Annotated in this window: 21 protein-coding genes; 12 read left to right on the top strand and 9 right to left on the bottom strand. The window is 59.9% G+C overall.

Going from position 1 to position 20,141, the window contains the following annotated elements:
- Positions 1–28: 28 nt before the first annotated feature.
- From AC1RM7_RS03360 to AC1RM7_RS03350, 3 genes are all read right to left on the bottom strand, one after another.
- Positions 29–844, bottom strand: a complete 816-nt coding sequence (locus AC1RM7_RS03360) for a lytic murein transglycosylase (protein ID WP_024919327.1) — start codon at positions 842–844, stop codon at positions 29–31.
- A gap of 86 nt (positions 845–930) precedes the next feature.
- Positions 931–1,767 (bottom strand): patatin-like phospholipase family protein, encoded by an 837-nt coding sequence (locus AC1RM7_RS03355; RefSeq protein WP_024919326.1) that lies wholly within the window; start codon positions 1,765–1,767, stop codon positions 931–933.
- 95 nt (positions 1,768–1,862) lie between these two features.
- Positions 1,863–2,051: a hypothetical protein gene (locus tag AC1RM7_RS03350; protein WP_492943874.1), complete on the bottom strand. Its 189-nt coding sequence runs from the start codon at positions 2,049–2,051 to the stop codon at positions 1,863–1,865.
- A 116-nt stretch (positions 2,052–2,167) separates the two neighbouring features.
- On the opposite strand from AC1RM7_RS03350, the gene AC1RM7_RS03345 reads away from it, so the two are divergent.
- On the top strand, positions 2,168–2,533 hold the full coding sequence (locus AC1RM7_RS03345) for a DUF3597 domain-containing protein (RefSeq protein ID WP_006020654.1): 366 nt from the start codon (positions 2,168–2,170) through the stop codon (positions 2,531–2,533).
- 205 nt (positions 2,534–2,738) lie between these two features.
- Positions 2,739–3,530: a fumarylacetoacetate hydrolase family protein gene (locus tag AC1RM7_RS03340; RefSeq protein ID WP_024919325.1), complete on the top strand. Its 792-nt coding sequence runs from the start codon at positions 2,739–2,741 to the stop codon at positions 3,528–3,530.
- An 82-nt stretch (positions 3,531–3,612) separates the two neighbouring features.
- Here the strand turns inward: AC1RM7_RS03340 and AC1RM7_RS03335 are convergent, their stop codons facing one another.
- Together AC1RM7_RS03335 and AC1RM7_RS03330 are read right to left on the bottom strand one after the other, a co-directional pair.
- Complete coding sequence (locus AC1RM7_RS03335; protein WP_006020652.1) at positions 3,613–3,891, bottom strand: GNAT family N-acetyltransferase; 279 nt, start codon at positions 3,889–3,891, stop codon at positions 3,613–3,615.
- 37 nt (positions 3,892–3,928) lie between these two features.
- Positions 3,929–4,201 carry a GNAT family N-acetyltransferase gene (locus AC1RM7_RS03330; RefSeq protein ID WP_006020651.1) on the bottom strand — a complete coding sequence of 91 codons (273 nt, stop codon included), beginning with the start codon at positions 4,199–4,201 and terminating at the stop codon, positions 3,929–3,931.
- Between the two features lie 252 nt (positions 4,202–4,453).
- On the opposite strand from AC1RM7_RS03330, the gene AC1RM7_RS03325 reads away from it, so the two are divergent.
- Both AC1RM7_RS03325 and AC1RM7_RS03320 read left to right on the top strand, forming a co-directional pair.
- Positions 4,454–4,861 (top strand): SPW repeat protein, encoded by a 408-nt coding sequence (locus AC1RM7_RS03325; RefSeq protein ID WP_024919323.1) that lies wholly within the window; start codon positions 4,454–4,456, stop codon positions 4,859–4,861.
- A 214-nt stretch (positions 4,862–5,075) separates the two neighbouring features.
- Complete coding sequence (locus AC1RM7_RS03320; RefSeq protein WP_006020649.1) at positions 5,076–5,204, top strand: hypothetical protein; 129 nt, start codon at positions 5,076–5,078, stop codon at positions 5,202–5,204.
- Positions 5,205–5,233: 29 nt separating this feature from the next.
- Here the strand turns inward: AC1RM7_RS03320 and uvrA are convergent, their stop codons facing one another.
- Together uvrA and AC1RM7_RS03310 are read right to left on the bottom strand one after the other, a co-directional pair.
- On the bottom strand, positions 5,234–8,215 hold the full coding sequence (uvrA, locus tag AC1RM7_RS03315; RefSeq protein ID WP_024919322.1) for an excinuclease ABC subunit UvrA: 2,982 nt from the start codon (positions 8,213–8,215) through the stop codon (positions 5,234–5,236).
- Between the two features lie 263 nt (positions 8,216–8,478).
- Positions 8,479–9,198: an outer membrane protein gene (locus tag AC1RM7_RS03310; protein ID WP_006020647.1), complete on the bottom strand. Its 720-nt coding sequence runs from the start codon at positions 9,196–9,198 to the stop codon at positions 8,479–8,481.
- Between the two features lie 491 nt (positions 9,199–9,689).
- Here AC1RM7_RS03310 and AC1RM7_RS03305 point away from each other — a divergent pair, with 491 nt between their 5' ends.
- From AC1RM7_RS03305 to gyrA, 3 genes are all read left to right on the top strand, one after another.
- Positions 9,690–10,163 (top strand): single-stranded DNA-binding protein, encoded by a 474-nt coding sequence (locus tag AC1RM7_RS03305; protein ID WP_492838490.1) that lies wholly within the window; start codon positions 9,690–9,692, stop codon positions 10,161–10,163.
- Between the two features lie 264 nt (positions 10,164–10,427).
- Complete coding sequence (locus AC1RM7_RS03300) at positions 10,428–10,832, top strand: DUF2306 domain-containing protein (protein ID WP_024919321.1); 405 nt, start codon at positions 10,428–10,430, stop codon at positions 10,830–10,832.
- Positions 10,833–11,014: 182 nt separating this feature from the next.
- Positions 11,015–13,735, top strand: a complete 2,721-nt coding sequence (gyrA, locus tag AC1RM7_RS03295; RefSeq protein WP_024919320.1) for a DNA gyrase subunit A — start codon at positions 11,015–11,017, stop codon at positions 13,733–13,735.
- 10 nt (positions 13,736–13,745) lie between these two features.
- Here the strand turns inward: gyrA and AC1RM7_RS03290 are convergent, their stop codons facing one another.
- Positions 13,746–15,611 (bottom strand): potassium transporter Kup, encoded by a 1,866-nt coding sequence (locus AC1RM7_RS03290; protein ID WP_152544115.1) that lies wholly within the window; start codon positions 15,609–15,611, stop codon positions 13,746–13,748.
- 206 nt (positions 15,612–15,817) lie between these two features.
- Positions 15,818–16,072 carry a hypothetical protein gene (locus AC1RM7_RS03285; RefSeq protein ID WP_024919318.1) on the bottom strand — a complete coding sequence of 85 codons (255 nt, stop codon included), beginning with the start codon at positions 16,070–16,072 and terminating at the stop codon, positions 15,818–15,820.
- 163 nt (positions 16,073–16,235) lie between these two features.
- Between AC1RM7_RS03285 and coaD the strand changes: the two genes are divergently transcribed.
- The 5 genes from coaD to tgt all read left to right on the top strand — a co-directional run bounded on the left by coaD (position 16,236) and on the right by tgt (position 20,126).
- Positions 16,236–16,736 (top strand): pantetheine-phosphate adenylyltransferase, encoded by a 501-nt coding sequence (coaD, locus tag AC1RM7_RS03280; RefSeq protein WP_006020641.1) that lies wholly within the window; start codon positions 16,236–16,238, stop codon positions 16,734–16,736.
- A 21-nt stretch (positions 16,737–16,757) separates the two neighbouring features.
- Positions 16,758–17,300, top strand: coding sequence for a peptidylprolyl isomerase (locus AC1RM7_RS03275; protein ID WP_006020640.1), 543 nt, complete (start codon positions 16,758–16,760; stop codon positions 17,298–17,300).
- Between the two features lie 65 nt (positions 17,301–17,365).
- Positions 17,366–17,833, top strand: a complete 468-nt coding sequence (locus AC1RM7_RS03270; protein ID WP_006020639.1) for a peptidylprolyl isomerase — start codon at positions 17,366–17,368, stop codon at positions 17,831–17,833.
- 67 nt (positions 17,834–17,900) lie between these two features.
- Entirely contained in the window at positions 17,901–18,977 is a 1,077-nt protein-coding gene (gene queA, locus AC1RM7_RS03265) for a tRNA preQ1(34) S-adenosylmethionine ribosyltransferase-isomerase QueA (RefSeq protein ID WP_024919317.1), read from the top strand.
- Between the two features lie 15 nt (positions 18,978–18,992).
- Positions 18,993–20,126, top strand: a complete 1,134-nt coding sequence (gene tgt / locus AC1RM7_RS03260) for a tRNA guanosine(34) transglycosylase Tgt (RefSeq protein WP_024919316.1) — start codon at positions 18,993–18,995, stop codon at positions 20,124–20,126.
- Positions 20,127–20,141: the final 15 nt, after the last annotated feature.

The raw sequence follows: 20,141 nt of genomic DNA, 5'->3' as shown, positions 1-20,141 counted from the left end.
GGCAGTAACTTTGCTGCCGCATCATCGGTCAGGGAGCGCGATCAAGCTGGTTCGCGAAATAGGCGATTGTCTTCGAGTAGACTTCGCTTTTGTTCCACTGCTGGATCACCGCAAAATTCTCGCTGCCCGGATCCCAGGGCTGACCGCGCTTCCAGCCGTGACTGGCAAGGAAGTTTGCGGTTGAGGCCAGCACATCGGGTGCGCTTCGCAGCAGATCGCGCCGTCCGTTGCCGTCGAAGTCGACGGCAAATTTGATGTAGGACGAGGGCATAAACTGCGTTTGCCCGATTTCGCCGGCCCAGGCACCGCGCATGTCTGTGGGTGACAGATCGCCCTGATCGACAATGCGCAGGGCATCCTTCAACTCCGCGCGAAACATTTCGGAGCGCCGGCAATCGTAAGCAAGCGTTGCGACGGAGCGAATGGTCGGAAATTTTCCGATATTGACGCCGTAATCTGTCTCGAGCCCCCAGATCGCGACAAGAACGGAGCCGGGAACGCCATAGCGCTGCTCGATGCGGGACAACACCGACCCGAACTGCTTCATCTTGTTGGCGCCCACGGCCAATCGCGGCGGCACCATCCGGCCGGAAAACTCCTCGAAGCTTTGGCGGAAGACATGCTGCGACCGATCGCGCGAGAGGACGGTGTTGTCGAGGGTGACGCCGTTCAACCCCTGGGAGATTGCCTGCTGGGAGATTCCTTCCGCCGCGGCTTCCTTTTTAAAGTTATCGAGCCAGCTCTCGAAACTGCCGGTGCCGCATGTCGCAGCGGATGCCCATGAAGCCGGCACAAGGACGATAAAGGCGGCGAAGGCCGCGCGTGGGAGAAAGCCAACGGTCATCTGAACGCCTGCTGCGAACATGAGCCTACCGCGAATCTCGCGCGCAACCGCGGCTAAAACGTGTCGCTTTCCGGGTCAGACCGGATTCATCGATTGAGCGAGGAGGCAAAAGCGTCGCCGTCCTTAAGGCCGAGTTCGTAGGCATCCCGGATGCCGTCCGGGTTTCGGATGTCGAATTGCCCGACGCCGATCTTTTGCGAGGGCTGCACGTAGATGCGTCCGTTCACCTGTGGGATTGTCTGGTAGACACGGGTGAGCAGCACCAGCGAGCGGCCTCCGGCGGCCTCAATCGGCGCCAGCGGCTCAACCGGAACGTTATCGACGAGCCCGCCATCGAAGGCCGGCCGCCCCGCGACATTGGTGACCGGCATGAATGGCGGAACGCCGCTGCTGGCCATTAGTGCCTCGCGAAGCTGTTGCGGGTCGTTCATGGAGCCTGCCGCGACGAACTCTGGCCTGAAACCAAGCGCGCGCCCGAACCGCGGGTGCACCGGATGAAAAAGCTGCTTCTCCAACTGATACACGCCGATACCAATGGCCGCGCCGATCGGTGGGGACAGCCCGCGCGGTAACCGCGAGACTGCGATCCGAAAGTCGGTCATGTTCTGAAGCCGACTGAAGGCTTTCGCGTCAATGGTCTGTTCTAGGAGTTCGCGGAACATCGGACCGACAGGGCAAAGTGGTTTGCCCGCGCGCCACGCGGCGAAATCGAAATTTTTCAGTTTCGGGTCGCAGGCACCTATCACGCGCGCGCGGGTAGCCGGTCCGGCTTCGAGCAACGAATAGGCTGCCGCAAATGCACCAGCGCTTGCCCCGACCACGAGTTTCGGTGACAGGCCAAGACGTGCAGCCGCAGCCTCATAGAAGCCGCCTTGCCAGTAACAGCGGTTGCCACCGCCTGCAAAAACCACTGCGTCGAACATGAACCGTCTTCTGATGCACGCCTTGAGGCGTGCATCCATGCCAAACCGCGGCGCGGCAGGCAACCATGCCTGACGGACTGAGCATGCAGTGCTGGTCAAAGTTCATCTGCGGAAACATCACGATCGCCTGCAATGTATAAGCGAGCAGATGGAGCAAGGTTCTGCAAGGGAACGAGACGGATTCTCGTTTTGCAAACAATCAGTGTCGTCACATCCGAGTCATTGTGGCGTCTTTTTGACAGCTTTAATTCAAATCGCCGCGGCGCAATGTTGAGCTGCTGCATTGGCAAGCCCTGACCAGCCGTCTACACTCTTGCGTGATACCGGTGCGGTGCTGCCGGAGCGGGGAAGCGCCAATCAGATCCACCAGTCAATCGACGGGCTATCGGGAGTTTTACATATGAGCATTTTTGGAAAGATCATGGGCGCGATTTTCGGCACAAAGGCCGAAGCTGCTGAGCCCGCCGGCGGTGCTGGATCGGCTGCAGGCGGTGGCGGCAGCGTCCCCATGGTGGATGTCGCGCCAATTCTCGACAAGGCCGTTGCTGCCAAGGGTGAAAAGCTCGAATGGCGCACGTCGATCGTGGATTTGATGAAGGCCCTCGACATCGATTCAAGCCTGTCCGCTCGCAAGGAGCTTGCGAAGGAACTGAAGTATGATGGCGACACCAACGACTCGGCCAAGATGAACATCTGGCTGCACAAGCAGGTCATGACCAAGCTTGCTGCGAACGGCGGCAAGCTGCCGGACGATCTCAAGCACTAATCCAGCGACCTTGTGCCGGATTTGGAAAGGCCCGCCATTGGCGGGCCTTTTTCGTTGCGCCGCACACTTGCGTTTGCGCACGAGGCCTCTGTTCAAATCGTCGTCGTCGGCATACAAAATACCAGCGCTTCCGAACCGTTGTTCGCTGCCGCGAGTTCACGAGCGGCAAGTGCGCCAAAGCCAACAAAGCAAACGGGAAACGACCATGACCAAACTCAACCGCAGACACATCCTGGCTGGCGGAGCGGCAGCCCTTGCCGGCACGGCAGCACTTAGCGAGACGGCAAGCGCCGAAATCGGCCTGAAGGCAGTTTTTCCCGTCGCACAGGCGACGATCCCTATTGTAGGTCTGAAAGAGGTTTTTCCCGTTCGCCGCATCTATTGCATCGGCCGCAACTACGCGGCGCATGCGCGCGAGATGGGATCCGATCCGACTCGTGAGCCGCCGTTCTTTTTTCAGAAGCCGACCGACGCGATCCAGAACGTCGCGATCGGAACGGTTGCAGACCATCCGTATCCGCCGCTGACCAAGAACTATCACTATGAAGTCGAACTGGTCGCCGCGCTGAAATCAGGCGGCTCCAATATTTCGCCGGAGAAGGCACTCGAGTGCGTTTACGGTTACGCGCTCGGTCTCGATATGACGCGCCGCGATCTTCAGCGCGCGATGGGTGACCAGAAGAAACCGTGGGAGATCGGCAAGAGCTTCGATAATTCCGCCGTGATTGGCCCGATTCACCCCGTGACCAAGACCGGCCATTTTGCCAAAGGCGCGATCTCGCTCGCCGTGAACGGAACGGTGAAGCAGAGCTCCGACCTCAGCAACATGATCTGGAGTGTGGCCGAACAAATCTCGAAGTTGTCCGAGGCCTGCGAGCTGAAGGCCGGCGACATCATCTATTCCGGCACGCCGGAGAATGTCGGACCGGTTGTGAAAGGTGACGTCATCCTTTGCAAACTGGAGGGCCTGCCGGATATGTCGATCAAGATCGTCTGACGCTGTTCGAGCGGCACGGTTCGCTGTCGAGCAAATAAAAAGCCCGCCGTCCGGCGGGCTTTTTTTTCGATCGACGAGTGGACTAAGCCACAACGTCCGCGAACTCTGGATGCTTCTCCAGATAGTCCACGACGAAACCGCATCCCGCCACAACCTTCAGGCCGTCGGCGCGGATTTGCTCCAGCGTGCCTTGCACCAGCTTTGAGGCGATGCCGCGGCCACGCAACGGGCGAGGCGTTTCGGTGTGGGTGATGATCACCTTTCCCGGCGCCAGCCGATAGTCAGCAAATGCGGTCGCGCCGTCTGCATCGAGTTCGTAGCGGTTGAGGGATTTGTTGTTGCGGACGATGCCTTGATCCATGGCGCCTGCGTTCTGCTGTTGACTGTGTGGTGCGAACTTACTTCAGGAGATCGGCGTATTCCTGATGCTTGCCGATGTACGCCTTCACGAAAGGGCATTGCGCGATGACTTTCAGCCCGGAGGCGCGCACCTGATCGAGCGTTTCCTTGATGAGTTTCGAACCGATGCCTCGGCCTCCGAGCGCCTCCGGTACTTCGGTGTGGACAAACGTGATTACGCCATCAGACAGTTCGTAATAGGTCGCCGCGATATGACCTTCGACGTCGAGTTCGTAGCGCTTCTTGGCAGGGTTGTTCCGTACATCGGTCATTGTCGGCGTCCGCTTCGGGGTGTCAGATTCGGCGAGTCTATCAACATTCCATGGGGCAAGGCGAGCCGTCCGCCGCACCGCACCTCATACGCCGGTGAAGCAACAAATTCCGTCCTTGGGACCTTGCAGGAACCCCGGGGTTTCATACGTTTAGAGATGGACATACTCCGATGCGGCCGAATGGTCGTCTTCAAGTCGGAATGTGACGACACCAGGCCCGCCGACGTATGCCTCTTTCAATGGAGGTCTTACATGTCTGGTTTTCGGTTTTTCGACACTCATCGCAAATGGGAAGATTGGTTCGGCATGCTGTTGGGCCTGCTGATCGTGCTGTCGCCCTGGCTTACGGGACAGCCAAATTACGGGTTTGGTACGCTGTCGGAGCCGGGATTCGCGATCCTGTGCACGGTTCTTGCGGGCGTTTTCGTATTTGGCCTTGCCCAGATGGAGTACATCGCGCTCCAGCGCTGGGAGGAGGCAGGTGAGATGGCGCTCGGTCTCTGGCTGATCGCGGCGCCGTACCTGCTGGGCTATTCGGGCAGCGGCATCCTCAGGTTCTGGCACACCGGCATCGGTGGCGTTGTATTCCTGCTGGCGGTTCTGAAGTTGTGGCAGGACTGGAATCTGACAGACCAGGAGCTTGCCAACCACGGGCAATGATGTCTTTCGCCTGACGCTTCTCGCTTTCGCGTCAGGATGATGTGGTCAACCCGCAGAACGAACGGCGCGCGGTGTGATCCGTGCGCCGTTTTTACTTAATCGGATCCCTGCGGGACCATGCTATGATCGCGCCCCAACGCGAAGGTGGCCTGACGATTGTAATCAGGCGAGCCATTTTCTTCGCTCATCGAAACGCATCATATTGGAAAACGTCATGGCGAATGAGAAGGGCCCGAACATCAAGAAGAAGCAGAAGTGCAAAAACTGCGAAGGCAAGGGCCTGCTTAAGAAAGGCGACAAGGTCGTTACCTGTCAGCGATGCAAGGGCACCGGGGTAAGGTAACGGCTCCTTCCGGGCAGCGAGAGACCGCTTTACTCCGCGGCCTCGCCGGTGTCGTGAATTTTTCCGGCGCGGCCCTTCTTCAGAACCGGCGCGAGGAATTTCCCGGTGTAACTGCGCGGCGCTTTGACGATGTCCTCCGGCGGTCCCCAAGCGACGATTTCTCCGCCGCCGTCACCACCTTCCGGGCCGAGATCGATCACCCAGTCCGCGGTCTTGATAACCTCGAGATTGTGCTCGATGACGACCACCGTATTGCCTTGAGCGACCAGCTCATGCAGCACTTCCAGCAGTTTCGCGACATCATGGAAATGCAAGCCTGTTGTGGGCTCGTCGAGAATGTAGAGCGTCCGCCCGGTTGCACGCTTGCTGAGTTCCTTGGCGAGCTTGACGCGTTGCGCTTCGCCGCCGGAGAGCGTGGTCGCTTGCTGGCCGACATGAATGTAGTCGAGCCCGACGCGATGGAGCGTCTTGAAGGTCTCGCGCACGCGCGGCACCGCCTTGAAGAACTCGGCGGCTTCTTCCACCGTCATGTCCAGCACGTCGGCGATCGACTTGCCCTTGAACAGCACCTCGAGGGTTTCGCGGTTGTAGCGCTTGCCCTTGCAGGTGTCGCAGGTGACGTAAACGTCGGGCAGGAAGTGCATCTCGATCTTGATGACCCCGTCGCCCTGACAGGCCTCGCAGCGCCCGCCCTTCACGTTGAACGAGAAGCGGCCCGGCTCATAACCGCGCGCCTTGGATTCCGGCAAACCGGCGAACCATTCTCGGATCGGCGTGAAGGCGCCGGTGTAGGTTGCGGGATTTGAGCGCGGCGTCCGCCCGATGGGCGACTGGTCGATGTCGATGATCTTGTCGATATGCTCGAGCCCCTCGATGCGATCATGCGGAGCGGGACCTTCCGAGGCATTGTTGAGCTTGCGCGCAATGGATTTGTACAGCGTATCGATCAGCAGCGTGGATTTGCCGCCGCCCGAGACGCCGGTGACGCAGGTGAAAAGCCCGAGCGGGATTTCCGCCGACACGTTCTTGAGGTTGTTGCCGCGCGCGTTGACGACCTTGATGGTCCGGCGGTGATTAGGCGGCCGGCGCTCGGGAATCGGCACGTACATTTCACCGGTGAGATACTTTCCGGTCATCGATTTCGGATTGCTCTTCACCTGTTGCGGTGTGCCCTGGGCGACGATGTTGCCGCCATGCATGCCGGCACCTGGGCCGACGTCCACCACATAGTCCGCGGTTTCGATGGCATCCTCGTCGTGCTCAACGACAATGACCGTGTTGCCGAGATCGCGCAGCCGCCGCAACGTGTCGAGCAAGCGTGCGTTATCGCGCTGGTGCAGCCCGATTGAAGGTTCGTCCAGCACGTAGAGCACGCCGGTCAGGCCGGAGCCGATCTGCGAGGCGAGGCGGATACGCTGGCTTTCGCCGCCCGACAAGGTCCCGGATGATCGCGACAGCGTGAGGTAGTTCAGGCCGACGTCCAGCAGGAACGACAGCCGCTCGCGAATTTCCTTGAGCACGCGCGTCGCGATCTCGTTCTGCTGCTTGTTCAACTGCTTGGGAACGTTCTCGAACCATTCCCCGGCGCGCAGAACCGAAAGCTCGGCGACTTCGCCAATATGCTTGCCGCCGATCTTGACGGAAAGCGCTTCCGGCTTCAGGCGATAACCGTGGCACGCTTCGCACGGAACGTCGCTGAAGTATTTGCCGAGTTCTTCCCGCGCCCACTCGCTTTCGGTTTCGCGGAAGCGTCGCTCGATATTGGTGACCACGCCCTCGAACGGCTTCTTGGTGTCGTAGGACCGAACGCCATCCTCATAGGAAAACTTGATTTCGTCATCGCCGGAGCCGAACAGAATTGCGTCCTTCGTCTTCTTCGGCAGATCCTTCCACTTGGTGTCGAGTGTGAACTTGTAGAACTTCCCCAGCGCTTGCAGGGTCTGCACGTAGTAAGGCGATGACGATTTTGCCCACGGCGCGATCGCGCCCTTGCGCAGGGTTAGTTCCTTGTCCGGGATCACCAGTTCGGCATCGATATGCTGTTCGACGCCGAGGCCGCCGCATTTCGGGCAGGCACCGTAAGGGTTGTTGAACGAAAACAGGCGCGGCTCGATTTCCGGGATCGTGAATCCGGAGACCGGACAGGCGAATTTCTCCGAGAACAGAATCCGCTCCGGTCCGCTCTTGTCGTGGATCTTTGCGGTCTTCTTTTCCGCTTTCTTCTCCGACGCAGGGTCGCTTGCGGGTGCATCGGCGAATTCGACGACGGCCAGGCCTTCGGCGAGTTTCAGAGCGGTCTCGAACGATTCGGCAAGCCGCTGCGCCATATCGGGACGCACGACGATACGATCGACCACGACGTCGATGTCGTGGGGGAATTTCTTATCCAGTGTCGGCGCGTCCGCCAGTTCGTAGAACTTGCCGTCGACCTTGATCCGCTGGAATCCCTTCTTGAGATACTCGGCAAATTCCTTGCGGTACTCGCCCTTACGGCCCTGAACGACCGGCGCCAGCAGGTAGAGGCGGGTGCCTTCGGGCAGCGCGAGCACGCGATCCACCATTTGCGACACGGTCTGGCTTTCGATGGGGAGCCCCGTCGCCGGTGAATAGGGAATGCCGACGCGCGCCCAGAGCAGGCGCATGTAGTCGTAGATCTCTGTGACCGTACCCACGGTTGATCGGGGATTCTTGGAGGTCGTTTTCTGTTCGATGGAAATGGCTGGCGACAGGCCGTCGATCTGATCGACGTCCGGCTTCTGCATCATTTCCAGAAACTGACGGGCGTAAGCCGATAGCGATTCGACGTAGCGGCGCTGGCCTTCCGCGTAGATGGTGTCGAAGGCGAGGGAGGATTTCCCGGAACCTGACAGGCCGGTGAAGACGACCAGTTTGTCGCGCGGAATGGCGAGGTCGATATTCTTGAGATTGTGCTCGCGCGCGCCGCGAATCGTAATGGCCCGCGAGTTCGATCCGGCTGACGGTTTGCGGTTTGCCTTGATCACTTCATCCATAAGGGAGTTCCGGTAGCGCGTGGTGCGCAGCTAGAGCGCTGTTCCGGAAAACGCGATGACCGTTCGCCGGCTCTCATTCTCGATCAGATTCTTGTCCGCAGAACATAGTGAGAACGCGGCTGAATTTCCAGCCCTGTTCGCGATCCATCAACTGCTTGGTGTCTCGTGGGACTTGAGAGATATAGGGTCGTGACCACCAAACAAAAAGGCCGGCTCAAGAGCCGGCCTTTCCGTGTTCCCGAGAGACTCAGGTGAAGCGAAGCTTAGTACTTCGCGACGACCGGGCCACCCCAGTTGAAGCGGTAGTTCACGCCAACCTTCACAGTGTGGAGGTCGTCCTTGTAGGACAGAGCGCCAGCGCCAGCGTTGGTCGAAATGTTGGTCGTGTCGAAGTTGTAGTACTGGTACTCAACCTTCGCCGACCAGGCCGGAGCGAACATGTATTCGAGACCGCCACCGACGGTGTAGCCGGTCGAGTTGCGATTGGTCACAGCCGGCAGGAAGCCAGCGGTCGCTGCGAGGCCGTTGTCGTCACGGAACGCGACACCGCCCTTGGCGTAGATCAGGCCCGGACCCCAGGTGTAGCCGAGGCGACCGGTGACCGAAGCGAGCCAGTCGGAACGGTCACGGATCGAGTTCACGCCCGTGGTGAAGGTGCGGTCGCTGTTCGAGAGGCCGGAGATCTGGCCTTCGATACCAACCAGCCAGTTCGGAGCGAACTGGTAGTCAGCGCCGACCTGGCCACCGCCGAGGAACGCTGCGTCGCGGTTCGAGCCGGTCAGGCCGACGATGTTGGTTGCGAACCCATCATCACCACCGAAAGCGGCGCCGATGTGCCCGCCGACGTAGAAGCCGGTCCAGTTGTAGATCGGAGCGGCATAAACCGGCGCCTTGGTGTAGGTGCGGGCCGGCAGATCAGCGGCGACCGCCGAAGCAGTACCGAGGGCAACGAGTGCCACGGTGCCGAGCAAGAACTTCTTCATTTCATCTTCTCCAGTTTTAAGTCCGCCCCGATTTTTCGAAGCAGTTATCCAAGGCGCGAACGCAGTGGGATTCTCGATCTCATGGCCGGGAATATACCGGCTTCCGCCGAAAAAGCCGTCTCCGAAATGCAACACTCGGATGGGAAGTGAATGCTCCTAACGTAAGGAATTGTTTGGGATATTCGGCCTGCCGGTTCCACGATTTGATCACGTTTTCGTCACATTCAGTGGAACACGCGCAGATAATGTTTTGTCCTACAAAGGGTTGCTTTTGCGGGAACACTTGCGCGGGAACAAAAAGAGTACGTATTATGTCTGTGCGACAATGCCGGTTGCGTGTGGATAACCGGCGCGGCGGCCTCATCCCGGGAGCCGGAAAGTATAGGGTCATTTGCAGGGCGGACGTCTCCCAGGGTGGGATTGTCGTTCCGCGTACATAAATCCTGACAGATTCGGCGCGCCGTATCGGTGCGCCAAAGTGGAGAACGGTAATGGCGGGAAGCGTCAATAAAGTCATTCTGGTTGGAAACCTCGGCGCCGACCCTGAAATCAAGCGCACGCAGGACGGCCGCCCGATCGCGAATCTGAGCATCGCGACCTCGGATACCTGGCGCGACAAGAATTCCGGCGAGCGGAAAGAAAAGACGGAATGGCATCGTGTCGTGATCTTCAGCGAAGGTCTTTGCAAGATTGCCGAGCAGTATCTGAAGAAGGGCTCCAAGGTTTACATCGAGGGCCAGCTCCAGACTCGCAAATGGCAGGACAAGGACGGCAAGGATCGCTATTCGACCGAAGTCGTTCTGCAGAACTTCAATTCGACGCTGACGATGCTCGACGGCAAGAGCAGTGGCGGCTCGTTTGGAGCGGATGAGGGCGGTGATTTCGGATCGCGCTCTGCACCTCCGCGCCGGGTGGCCGCCGGCGGTGGCCGCAACGACGACATGAACGACGACATTCCCTTCTAAGCCGGAATGCTGTCAGGCTTGCGGAGGCGGTGTTGAATTCACCGTCTCCGTGATTGCCGCGCTGATCTGACCTGGATCGCGCACGGACAACGCGCGGGACACGACCGCGTAATCAATCAATCGATCAACAGGAGAGCGAACAGTCTGCGCTTTTTGCGCGAATGACGGGTACGACATTGCCTTGGTCGCATGTTAATGATATTAACATGCATTCGGATGGTCGCAGCTTTGATCGCGTCTTAAGCCTGTACCGTGGGAATACGAATGAGCTTCGCGCCGCTGCTCAATGCACCGTCGATCATTCAACTGCATGCGTTCGCCGCGATGGGCGCGCTTGCACTAGGCCTCGTTCAGTTCTCGCTGCCAAAAGGCACTCTTCCTCACCGCACCATGGGCTGGACCTGGGTCGCGCTGATGGCGACTGTCGCGGTCAGTTCGTTCTGGATACATGGCCGCCAGATCAAGCTTGGCGAGCCATGGAGCCCCATTCATCTGTTGTCGATCTTCAGCCTCATCATGCTTCCGCTCGGCATTTGGTACGCGCACAGCCATCGTGTGAGAGGTCACCGGATCACGATGATCTCGATTTTCACAGGCGGTTTGGTCATCGCTGGCCTGTTCACTTTCGTCCCTGGCCGGATCATGCATGCGGTCGCTTTTGGACAGTGATTGGCGGTTCTGGAATCAGAGTTTTCCGCCTCCCGGAATCACTGGTTGAAATCGATTTTTCTCTCAACGTAAGCCATTGTAATAGCGGGTGAATTTGCGTCGATTTTGACGCTAAATGCGGTTGGCGTTGCGGTGTGAATTCGCCTATATAAAACGAGCATTTCGCACCCAGGATTCGCACGTTGTCCGACCAAGAAAATCCGCCGTCCGGCCCACCCGAGGCGGCTGATATCCGTCCCGTATCGATTACGGATGAGATGAAGCGCTCTTACCTCGATTACGCGATGAGCGTGATCGTGGCACGTGCACTGCCGGATGCGCGCGACGGTTTGAAGCCGGTTCATCGGCGCATTCTCTATGCGATGTATGAAAACGGCTTTGAGTGGAACAAACCGTACCGCAAATCGGCACGCACCGTCGGTGACGTGATCGGTAAATACCATCCGCACGGCGATCAGTCGGTCTACGACGCGATGGTGCGCATGGCGCAGGTTTTTTCCATGCGCGTGCCGCTGATCGACGGGCAGGGCAACTTCGGCTCGGTCGACGGCGATATGGCGGCTGCGATGCGTTACACCGAAGCGCGCCTGCAAAAGGTCGCGCATTCGCTGCTCGACGACATCGACAAGGACACGGTCGACTACCAGCCGAACTACGACAGCTCGGAGCGCGAGCCGAAGGTTCTGCCCGCGAAGTTTCCCAATCTTCTCGTCAACGGCGCCGGCGGCATCGCAGTCGGCATGGCGACCAACATTCCGCCGCACAATCTCGGCGAAGTGATCGACGCATGTATCGCGCTGATCAACGATCCGGCGCTCGGCATCGACGACATCATCAACATCATTCCCGGACCGGATTTTCCGACCGGCGGCATCATTCTCGGCCGTCAGGGCATTCGCGCGGCTTACCACCTCGGACGCGGTTCGATCGTGATGCGCGGCAAGGTCGAGATCGAAGACATCCGCAAGGACCGTCAGGCGATCGTGGTCTCGGAAATCCCGTATCAGGTGAACAAGGCGGGCATGGTGGAGCGCATCGCCGAACTGGTGCGCGAGAAGAAGATCGAAGGCATCGCGGATCTGCGCGACGAATCCGACCGCGACGGTTATCGCGTGGTCGTCGAGCTGAAGCGTGACGCGGTGCCGGAGGTGGTCCTGAACCAGCTCTATAAATTCACACCGCTACAGACCAATTTCGGGGCCAACATGGTGGCGCTCGATGGCGGCCGCCCGCAGGTGATGAACCTGAAGGATCTGTTGACCGTGTTCATCGCGTTCCGCGAGAGCGTGGTTTCACGGCGCACCAAATTTCTGCTTGGCAAGGCACGCGACCGAGCTCACATCCTGGTCGGCTTGGCCATCGCCGTTGCCAATATCGATGAAGTCATTCGTGTAATCCGGACGTCGCCTGATCCGAACACCGCACGCGAAACCCTGATGGCGCGCGACTGGCCCGCCAGGGACATGGCGACGATGATCACGCTGATCGACGATCCGCGCCATCGTATCGCCGAGGACGGAACCGCGCGCCTGTCGCTGGAGCAGGCGAAAGCGATCCTCGATTTGCGCCTGCAGCGCCTGACCGCGCTTGGCCGCGAGGAAATCTCCGAAGAGTTGAACAAGCTCGCCACGGAGATCGCGGATTATCTCGACATCCTGCGTTCGCGCGCCCGGATTCAATCCATCATCAAGGACGAACTCACGGCCGTGAAGGACGAGTTCGCCACGCCGCGCCGGACCCAGATCATCGATCAGGAAGGCGAGGTCGAAGACGAGGACCTGATCCAGCGCGAAGATATGGTCGTGACCGTCTCGCACGCGGGCTACGTCAAGCGCGTGCCGCTCTCGACCTATCGCGCACAGAAGCGCGGCGGCAAAGGCCGCTCGGGCATGCAGACGCGCGACGAGGATTTCGTCAGCCGGCTGTTCATCGCCTCGACCCATACGCCGGTGCTGTTCTTCTCGTCTCGCGGCCAGGTCTATAAGGAGAAGGTCTGGCGTCTGCCGATGGCCGCTCCGAATTCACGCGGCAAGGCGCTGATCAACATTCTGCCGCTGGAGCAGGGTGAGCGCATCACCACCATTATGCCGCTGCCGGAAGATGAATCGTCGTGGAGCAATCTCGACGTGATGTTCGCCACCACAGGCGGCAACGTCCGGCGCAACAAGCTCTCGGATTTCGTCGATGTTCGCCGCTCGGGAATCATCGCGATGAAGCTCGACGAGGGTGAGGCCATCGTCGACGTACAGATCGCCACTGAAAACGACGACGTGCTGCTGACCGCCGCCGGCGGGCAGTGCATCCGCTTCCCCGTAACAGATGTGCGCGTGTTCAGCGGCCGCACCTCGATGGGCGTGCGCGGCATCGCGCTTGGCGATGGCGACAAGCTGATCTCTCTCACGATCCTCCGCCATCTTGAGGCGTCATCAGACGAGCGCGCTGCGTACCTGAAAATGCGCCGTGCGGTTGCCGGTGAGGCGGCTGCCGAGGAGAGCGGCGATTCGGATGCCGAAGAGACATCGGCGACAGTGCAACTCAGTCAGGAGCGCTATGCGCAAATGTCCGCTGCCGAACAGTTCGTGCTGACCATCAGCGAGAACGGCTACGGCAAGCGCAGTTCGTCGTTCGAGTATCGCACCACGGGCCGCGGCGGAAAGGGCATCGTCGCAATGTCCGTCAACAATCGCAACGGCAAGCTTGTGGCGTCGTTCCCGGTCGAGGACAGCGATCAGATCATGCTGGTCACCGACAAGGGGCAGCTCATTCGCTGCCCTGTGGAAGGAATTCGCGTCGCAGGCCGCTCAACCCAGGGCGTCATCGTGTTCGATACGGCCGAAGACGAGCACGTGGTGTCGGTCGAGCACATCTCGGAAGACGAGTCGGAGAACGGCAACGGCGGTTAAGAGCGCCGCGCTAAATCTCGATTTCGGTTCCGAACTCGACGACCTGCTTGGTCGGCACGCCGAAGAAGGCGGCTGTCCGTTCCGCATTTCGTTGCAGGAAGGCGAACACCGTCTCGCGCCATACCCACATGCCCGCGATTTTCTCGCTGGGGATGATCGTCTCGCGGCCGATGTAATAGGTGATGTTGTTGAGGTCGATGCCCGGCAGCTTGCCCTGCGCGCAGGCAAGCTGGAGTCCTTCTAGGATGACCGGGTACTGCATGAAACCGAAGTGCAGGATCACCCGCGTGATGCCCTCGATAACCTCGATCACTTCAGCCCGGTCCTCGTCGGGAATGCGCGGCGCTTCCGCAATCAGGACGGTCACGAGAAGAACGCGTTGATGCAGCACATGGTTGTGTTTGACGAACTGTGTGAGTGCGAGAGGGACCCCGTTGGCTGCGGAGGCGAGAAATACTGCGGTCCCCGGAAGCCGCGCATGGCACCTGCTCACTGCGGTTTCGATCAGGTCTTCTTCCGGCTGACGTAGTGCACCTCGCGCGGCTTCGACGAGTTTCACTCCGCTGCGCCATGTCAGCATCAGGAATGCGATGACTGCTGCGATCAGCAGCGGAAACCAGCCGCCCTCGAACAGTTTGGCGAAATTTGCTGCGAAGAAAATACAATCGATCACGAAGAAGAACCCGTTGACCGCAATGACAACGACCGGCGGATAACCCCATTGGAGAGCGACGAGCGCAGCCAGCAGCGTTGTAATCGCCATCAGCAGCGATACGGCGATACCGTAGGCTCCAGCGAGTGCATCCGACGTGCCGAAGCCGATGACGGCGCCGAGAGTGGCTGCAGCCAGCAGCCAGTTGATCAGCGGGACGTAGATCTGGCCCTTCTCGTCACTCGCCGTGTGCTGGATATGCATGCGGGGGAGGAACCCCAGTTGAATGGCCTGCTGTGTGAGGGAAAAGACACCGGTAATGATTGCCTGAGATGCAATCACCGTGGCGAGGGTGGCAAAGGCAACAAGCGGATAGTGCGCCCAATCGGGGGCGAGCTGGTAGAACGGGTTTTCCAGAGCTCCGCGATCGGTGAGTAGCAATGCCGCCTGGCCGAAGTAGTTGAGAACCAGCGCCGGCAACGCAATGGTAAACCACGCGAGCCGGATCGGCGTGCGGCCGAAGTGACCCATATCCGCATACATGGCTTCGCCGCCTGTCACAGCGAGAAAAGCCGCACCCAGGATCGCAAACGAGATGTGGAAATTCTGGCTGAGGAGAAACGTCACCGCATGGGTAGGACTGAGGGCCCAGAGAACATCCGGATTTTTCGCGATGCCGTGAATGCCGAGCAGCGCGAGAACGAGGAACCAGATCAGCATACAGGGACCGAATATCCCGCCGATGAAACCCGTGCCCTTGCGTTGCATCAGGAAGACACCAATCAGGATGACGACTGTGATGGGCACCACGGCAGGCGCCAGCGAAGGTGCGTCTACCTTCAATCCTTCCACCGCGCTGAGAACCGAGATCGCGGGTGTGATGGCGCCGTCACCGTATAACAGCGCGGCACCGATCAGTCCGATGATCAGCAATTTCGCGCGCCATGTTCCGGGTTGCGCATTGCGGGCATGGAGAAGCGCCAGGAGCGAAACGATTCCGCCTTCGCCGCGGTTGTCAGCCCTCATGATTAACAAGGCGTACTTAAAGGAGATAATAAGGATCAGCGCCCAGAAGATCAGGGAAACCACGCCAAGAATGGCTTCGTTGGTAAGGGCGCCGCTGCCGTGATGGGTTGCCGCCTTGGCAGCTTCTTTCAAGGCATAGAGTGGACTGGTCCCGATATCGCCATAGACGACACCAAGCGCTCCTATCGTTGCCGTCATCGGAAGTGTGAGGGATCGGCCGGAAGCCTCAGTATGTATGGCAGTCACTTGCTACCCCCATCGCCCTGGGAAACGTCGCAGACAGCTTGCCGTAGTCTGCTACCGGTGGCGAGAAATTGCCATGGCCGCGGGATTGATTTTATTGATGGCGCGAGGTGACGCTCCGCCGGTCCTGCCGATGCGAACGGGGGTGCACTGGGATGGGCTTACTTGCGGTCTGTGGTCACGACCCGGACCGGCTGAATTCCGGTCTTCCAGTTGCTGCGGTGCAGACAGGCCGCATCCATGGTCGGCCAGTGCTGGGCCGAGCAGGGCACGCTAACCGTCCGGATGGGCAACCGGTCGGCTTTCGCAAGTGCGTGCGGCACGCTTGCCTCTACCGGAGGCGCAAAACTGAGCAAAATTGTCATCGCTGCTGCAACGAAAGCCGCGATCGTCACTGCCGAGAGTGCCTTGATCATGGTCCGTCCCCTGTGATGCCAGCCTTTGCGGGCCGCTTGGAGGGATGACTCTCAGCGGCACGTAAAGGTTCACGAGATCTTAAAATTTTTAGCCGCCCGACCCTCATACCTGAGTGGAACCGGGCCAGCTTGCGGCGCTCGCCGGGCCGGGTTAGGAGGGGACATGTCCCGTATTGCGCTTTACCCGGGGTCGTTTGACCCCGTCACCAATGGTCATTTGGATGTGGTTCGGCAGGCTTGCAGCCTGGTCGACCGGCTGGTCGTGGCGATCGGCATTCATCCCGGCAAGGCTCCCCTGTTTCCGGTCGAGGAACGGCAAGACATGATCCGTGAGGTGTTCGCTCCGATCGCGGCGAGTGCCAAATGCGAGATCGATTGTGTGACGTTCAGCGATTTGACCGTGACCGCCGCTCACCGGGCGGGCGCGACGATCCTGATCCGCGGCCTGCGTGACGGCACCGATCTCGACTACGAGATGCAGATTGCCGGCATGAATCAGACGCTTATGCCTGAAATTCGCACCGTGTTCCTGCCAGCCTCAGCTACCGTCCGCCCGATCACCGCCACACTGGTGCGTCAGATCGCTGGTATGGGTGGAGACGTTTCGCATTTCGTGCCCAAGGCGGTCGCCGCGCGCCTGAAGACAAAGTTTGCCGGCAAATAACTTCCTCGCTCCGGAGTTCTCATGATCCGCATATTTGCCGTTCTCGCGGCCATCGTTTTTGCAACGCCTGCCTTTTCCCAGGCGCTTCCGGCCGGGCTCGACAAGGCCAACGCGATTGTCATCGACACCACGAAGGGGCGCGTCATCGTTAAGCTGCGCACCGATCTGGCTCCGCAACATGCCGAGCGCATCAAGCAGCTCGCCCGCGACGGCTACTACAACAACGTGCCGTTCCACCGCGTCATCGAGGGCTTCATGGCGCAGACCGGCGACGGCCAGCGCTTCAATGGCACCGGTGGGTCGAAGTATCCGAACCTTCCGGCGGAATTCTCCAATGTGCCGTTCAAGCGCGGCATTGTGGGTATGGCGCGTTCCAGCGAACCAAATTCGGCGAACTCGCAGTTTTTCATCACCTATGCCGACGCATCGTTCCTGAACGGCAAGTACACCGTTGTCGGAGAAGTGGTGTCCGGCATGGACGTCGTGGACAAGATCAAGCGCGGCGAGCCGGTTCAGGACCCTGACAAGATGGTGAAGGTGCAGGTCGCTTCAGACATCAAGTAACCAACCTCAGGCGATCCGCGGCCGTCCCGGCCACAGCGGGTTTCCCAATCTGCAAAGGAAACATCATGGCAGACAAAGAAAACACATTGATCCTGGAAACGACGCAGGGACCGGTCACGATTGAGATGCGTCCAGACCTCGCGCCGGGTCATGTCGAGCATATCAAGAAGCTCGTCCGCGAAGGCTTCTACGATGGCATCGTCTTTCACCGGGTGATCGAGGGCTTCATGGCGCAAACCGGCTGTCCGCAGGGCACCGGCACCGGTGGATCGAAGTATCCGAACCTCAAGGCCGAATTCAATGCGGAGCCGCATGTGCGTGGCACGGCATCCATGGCACGCGCGGCCAATCCCGATTCGGCTAACTCGCAGTTTTTCATCTGCTTCGACGATGCACGTTTCCTCGACAAGCAGTACACAGTGTGGGGCAAGGTGACGTCAGGCATGGAAAACGTCGACAAGATCAAGCGCGGCGAGCCGGTGCAAAATCCTGACAAGATCGTCAAGGCTCACATCGCGGCTGACGCCGCCTGATTGACGCTATGGTCTGGCTTTGCGAATGGATGGCCGGGCATGTCCCGGCCATCGACATTTGAGCATCATGCGTACTGATCTTTTCGACTTCGAACTCCCGGAAGGCAATATCGCGCTGCGGCCTGTCAGCCCGCGCGATGCGGCGCGCATGCTCGTGGTGAAGCCGGGTCAGCCGCTGACGGATTCCACTGTTTCCGATTTGCCGTTGTTTCTTCAGCCCGGCGATCAACTCGTGGTCAACGACACCAAGGTCATCCCGGCGCAACTGACCGGCCGCCGCATCGGTCGTGAAACTGAGCCGAAGATCGAAGCGACGCTCATCAAGCGGCTCGACGGATCACGCTGGCAGGCACTGGTGAAACCGGCAAAGAAACTTACCGCGGGCGACGCTATCCGCTTCGGCAACGAGGGCCGTGTTTGTCTGCTCGGAAATCTCGACGCCGAAGTTGAGAGCAAGGGCGAGAACGGCGAGGTGACGCTGGCATTCTCGTTTCACGGGCCGATCCTGGATCAGGCCATTGCCGACGTCGGCGCGCCGCCGTTGCCGCCCTATATCGCCTCGCGCCGGACGCCAGACGAACGCGATGCAGCGGACTATCAGACCATGTTTGCCGTCAGCGAGGGCGCGGTTGCCGCGCCCACCGCTGGACTGCACTTTACACCGGCGCTTGAGGCGGCTTTGCGGGATCGCGGCATCGGACTGAATCGTGTGACACTGCATGTCGGGGCAGGAACGTTCCTTCCGGTTAAGGCAGACGACACGGCTGGCCACAAGATGCATTCCGAATGGGGCACGGTGTCCAGTGAGACCGCCACCGCACTTAACCAGGCCCGCGCCAGGGGTGGCCGTATCGTCGCCGTCGGGACGACATCGTTGCGGCTGCTGGAAAGCGCTGCTGCGGATGACGGCACTATCCAGCCGTTCTCCGATGACACCGCGATTTTCATCACGCCCGGCTATCGCTTCAAGGCCGTGGACATTCTGATGACCAACTTTCACCTGCCGCGGTCGACGCTATTCATGCTTGTTTCGGCCTTCAGCGGGCTGGAGACCATGCAGAAAGCCTATGCTCATGCCATAGAGACCGGCTATCGCTTCTATTCATATGGCGATGCGTCCCTGTTGTTTCGCAAATCAACCTGACCGATAAACTCGCTCATGAGCGTTCCCAATCATTTCAAGCTTCTCGGCCGCGATGGCGAGGCGCGGACCGGCGAACTCACCACCCCGCATGGGGTTGTGCGCACGCCTGCATTCATGCCTGTCGGCACGGCCGGTGCCATGAAGGGCATCCACTGGCGTGACATTCGCGAAACTGGGGCCGATATCGTCCTTGGCAACACCTATCATCTGATGCTGCGGCCGGGTGCGGAGCGCATCGCCGCGCTTGGCGGGTTGCAGGCATTCACCACATGGAATGGCCCGATGCTCACCGACTCCGGTGGCTTCCAGGTCATGTCGCTCGCCAAGATTCGCAAAGTTACCGAGCATGCCGTGACGTTCAGTTCGCACATCGACGGTACCAAGGTGGAGCTGTCGCCAGAGCGCGCGATCGAAGTGCAGCGGCTGCTGGGTTCCGACATTGCGATGCAACTCGATGAATGCGTCAGGCTTCCGGCAGAACGCACCGAAATCGAACGTGCGATGCAATTGTCGATCCGCTGGGCAGAGCGCAGCAAGCGGGCGTTCGAAACTGCACCTCCCGGCTACATGTTGTTCGGTATCGCGCAAGGCGGAGACGTTCCGGAATTGCGTCGTGAAAGCACCCTCGCACTGATCGACATCGGCTTCCATGGCTACGCCGTCGGCGGTCTCGCCGTGGGAGAGCCGCAGGAGGTCATGCTGGCGATGATCGAGGAGGTCGCGCCACTCCTGCCGCAGGAGCGTCCGCGCTACCTGATGGGCGTCGGGACACCGGACGATATGCTGGAGGCGGTCGCCCGTGGCATCGACATGTTCGACTGCGTAATGCCGACGCGGAACGGCCGTCACGGCCACGTCTTCACGCGCCATGGCGTTATCAACCTGCGAAACGCCCGCCACGCCGACGATCCCCGTCCGCTGGACGAGGAAAGCGGCTGGCGTTCGACGAGTGGTTATTCACGGGCTTACTTGCACCATCTCGTGAAGTCCGAGGAGGCGCTGGGCGCGATGCTGTTGTCCGAGATCAACGTCGCCTACTATCAAAGCCTGATGAACGGCGCCCGCGCCGCAATTGCTGCCGGGACGTTCGACGATTACCGCGCATCGGTTCGTGCAGGATGGGCGCGGGGCGATATCGCGCCGCGCTAAGCCAAGCAGGTCTGC

This window comes from Afipia sp. GW822-FHT03D08 (assembly GCF_058801645.1).
This window is presented reverse-complemented; position numbering and strand designations above follow the sequence as displayed.

Excerpts from the sequence above, each read along its gene's own strand:
- AC1RM7_RS03360 (WP_024919327.1), bottom strand. The coding sequence starts at position 844 with ATGACCGTTGGCTTTCTCCCACGCGCGGCCTTCGCCGCCTTTATCGTC.
- AC1RM7_RS03350 (WP_492943874.1), bottom strand. The coding sequence starts at position 2,051 with ATGCAGCAGCTCAACATTGCGCCGCGGCGATTTGAATTAAAGCTGTCA.
- uvrA (WP_024919322.1), bottom strand. The coding sequence starts at position 8,215 with ATGGATGAAGTGATCAAGGCAAACCGCAAACCGTCAGCCGGATCGAAC.
- AC1RM7_RS03335 (WP_006020652.1), bottom strand. The coding sequence starts at position 3,891 with ATGGATCAAGGCATCGTCCGCAACAACAAATCCCTCAACCGCTACGAA.
- AC1RM7_RS03340 (WP_024919325.1), top strand. The coding sequence starts at position 2,739 with ATGACCAAACTCAACCGCAGACACATCCTGGCTGGCGGAGCGGCAGCC.
- AC1RM7_RS03325 (WP_024919323.1), top strand. The coding sequence starts at position 4,454 with ATGTCTGGTTTTCGGTTTTTCGACACTCATCGCAAATGGGAAGATTGG.
- AC1RM7_RS03310 (WP_006020647.1), bottom strand. The coding sequence starts at position 9,198 with ATGAAGAAGTTCTTGCTCGGCACCGTGGCACTCGTTGCCCTCGGTACT.
- AC1RM7_RS03275 (WP_006020640.1), top strand. The coding sequence starts at position 16,758 with ATGATCCGCATATTTGCCGTTCTCGCGGCCATCGTTTTTGCAACGCCT.
- coaD (WP_006020641.1), top strand. The coding sequence starts at position 16,236 with ATGTCCCGTATTGCGCTTTACCCGGGGTCGTTTGACCCCGTCACCAAT.
- AC1RM7_RS03305 (WP_492838490.1), top strand. The coding sequence starts at position 9,690 with ATGGCGGGAAGCGTCAATAAAGTCATTCTGGTTGGAAACCTCGGCGCC.
- AC1RM7_RS03355 (WP_024919326.1), bottom strand. The coding sequence starts at position 1,767 with ATGTTCGACGCAGTGGTTTTTGCAGGCGGTGGCAACCGCTGTTACTGG.
- AC1RM7_RS03330 (WP_006020651.1), bottom strand. The coding sequence starts at position 4,201 with ATGACCGATGTACGGAACAACCCTGCCAAGAAGCGCTACGAACTCGAC.
- queA (WP_024919317.1), top strand. The coding sequence starts at position 17,901 with ATGCGTACTGATCTTTTCGACTTCGAACTCCCGGAAGGCAATATCGCG.
- AC1RM7_RS03290 (WP_152544115.1), bottom strand. The coding sequence starts at position 15,611 with ATGACGGCAACGATAGGAGCGCTTGGTGTCGTCTATGGCGATATCGGG.
- tgt (WP_024919316.1), top strand. The coding sequence starts at position 18,993 with ATGAGCGTTCCCAATCATTTCAAGCTTCTCGGCCGCGATGGCGAGGCG.
- AC1RM7_RS03270 (WP_006020639.1), top strand. The coding sequence starts at position 17,366 with ATGGCAGACAAAGAAAACACATTGATCCTGGAAACGACGCAGGGACCG.
- AC1RM7_RS03300 (WP_024919321.1), top strand. The coding sequence starts at position 10,428 with ATGAGCTTCGCGCCGCTGCTCAATGCACCGTCGATCATTCAACTGCAT.
- AC1RM7_RS03285 (WP_024919318.1), bottom strand. The coding sequence starts at position 16,072 with ATGATCAAGGCACTCTCGGCAGTGACGATCGCGGCTTTCGTTGCAGCA.
- AC1RM7_RS03320 (WP_006020649.1), top strand. The coding sequence starts at position 5,076 with ATGGCGAATGAGAAGGGCCCGAACATCAAGAAGAAGCAGAAGTGCAAA.
- AC1RM7_RS03345 (WP_006020654.1), top strand. The coding sequence starts at position 2,168 with ATGAGCATTTTTGGAAAGATCATGGGCGCGATTTTCGGCACAAAGGCC.